The sequence below is a fragment of the Westiellopsis prolifica IICB1 genome (assembly GCF_004323185.1).
In the GTDB taxonomy this organism is placed as follows: domain Bacteria; phylum Cyanobacteriota; class Cyanobacteriia; order Cyanobacteriales; family Nostocaceae; genus Pelatocladus; species Pelatocladus prolificus_A.
Genome location: NZ_NAPS01000020.1, coordinates 1 through 1,874, shown reverse-complemented (window position 1 = coordinate 1,874; position 1,874 = coordinate 1). Strand labels below are relative to the sequence as shown.

The following is a 1,874-nucleotide window of genomic DNA, read 5'->3' as shown; positions in this document are numbered from 1 at the left end:
TGTGTCCAAACCTTTGATGCCGCAAGGCGTTGAGCACATATCTATCACCTATATCACAGTGAGGATTGTATTGTGTCCAAACCTTTGATGCCGCAAGGCGTTGAGCACAAACCTTTAAGTAAACTGTATTCTGATCGAATTAATTGTGTCCAAACCTTTGATGCCGCAAGGCGTTGAGCACTAAGGGACTTCCAAGAAATAAATTATCCCAAAAAAATTAAGAACCAGCATTTATTTAATAATGATAATCATTATAATAGAATAAGAAATGGGTTGCCGACGGCAACCCATTTCTCACTTAAAGTATGCATTAAAAATCTTTATCCTGTCGCTTTTTCAGGGTATTTTGAGGTTTAGTTAAAAATTTTTATAGCTTGAGCAAACTATATTACTATTTGAAAATTTACGTCTTTCCAAAACAGATATCAATAAACCAATTACCTAAATCTGGAAAAATATCATGTGTAGACTCGGTTAGTCTTTTGATTTGTTTCTCAATTTTAGACATGGCTTTTTTTGTGAGTTTAATTCCTTTTTCATAAGTTTGAGTGACTAACTTCACAATCGGATGTTTCCCCTTCCATGTCATATTAGAAGCAAAATTTAAAGCCGCTTCTACTTCATCCAAAATACTGCCGTTCCAATGGTTTTCTAATACTGCCCATGTTCTCTCAATTGGATTGTATTTACTGTGATAAGGAGGATAGTAAGCCAAGCGTATATTTAGTTCATATTTTTGAGCAAATTCAACTATACGTTTCATAAACTGAGTACGCCGAGAACTATTTTCCGGTCCATTATCTTGATTTATAACTAGTGTTTGAATTTGAGAAAAACGATATCTTTCTCCCAACCAAAAATCTTCTAAAACATCAACTATAAAATCACTCGTAACTTTCGACTCTGTAAAGTATAAAAACAGTTCGTCAAATTTTGGAAGAAATATACCATAAGGAGTTACCGTTGTTTTCGGGTTAAAATCATGGTCTGATGCCTCGGTTGGGACTCTGCTTTTACCACCTCGGTCAAACGAACCAATATTGACGCGAGCTTTTCCATCCATGCTCAGACGTAAGATACTGGGGTCTGAGTCTGCATCTTCATTTACTATATCTAGCTGTTCAAAAATTGCGTCTGTCTCTGGTATTTTTTTTGAGGTTGAACTTTAGCAACCCGTCTTAAACTATAACCTAAATCATTTAATTTTACACGAATCGTTTCTGACGTAGGCAAATCTTTATCACTATAACCACATTTTTCTATTAGTTGTTTTCTCACCTCAACAGCACTCAGTCGTGTATATAATCTTTGGCTTTTAAAACTTGGGTCAGTTTGACTTTGTAAATCAACTATATTTTTGATGTCTTCTAAAAGATTCGGTAAGTATTCTTCTGCTTTAGAACGTCCTTTGGCTGAATAATTATCAATGCAAGTAATACCGCTTTTTAATTCTTTGATTCCTTTACGAATACTGTATCGATTCCATCCCAATTCTTGCTCTGCTAATCTCTGTCCTCCAAACCTTAATTTCACGACTGTTTGTGCCATGAATTTTCGTTTAGCCGCACCTTTTAGTTGAAATGCAGTTTCAATCAACAACTTTTTAAGGGAATCAGTTAATACTATAGACACCATTTACCACACTCAAAAACAAGCGTCATTATTCAAGTTACTACAAAAGGGGGTGAAGAGGTTGCCGACGGCAACCTCTTCACCCCCTTGACATTGATTATCATTATTGATTATGGGATAATTTATTTTCTGGAAGTCCCTAAGTAATGATAGTTTTTGTCAAATATTAAGAGTGTGTCCAAACCTTTGATGCCGCAAGGCGTTGAGCACGTAATGTTTTTGGAGGAGTTGAAGCAATATTA

Annotated in this window: 1 protein-coding gene; it reads right to left on the bottom strand. The window is 35.4% G+C overall.

From position 1 onward, the window contains the following. Positions 1-403 precede the first annotated feature (403 nt). Positions 404-1,626 (bottom strand): ISAzo13 family transposase gene (locus B4U84_RS30110; RefSeq protein ID WP_131121657.1). Its coding sequence is split into 2 segments (ribosomal slippage): positions 404-1,146 and positions 1,146-1,626, totalling 1,224 coding nucleotides; the frame shifts between segments, so codons are not numbered across the junction. Positions 1,627-1,874: the final 248 nt, after the last annotated feature.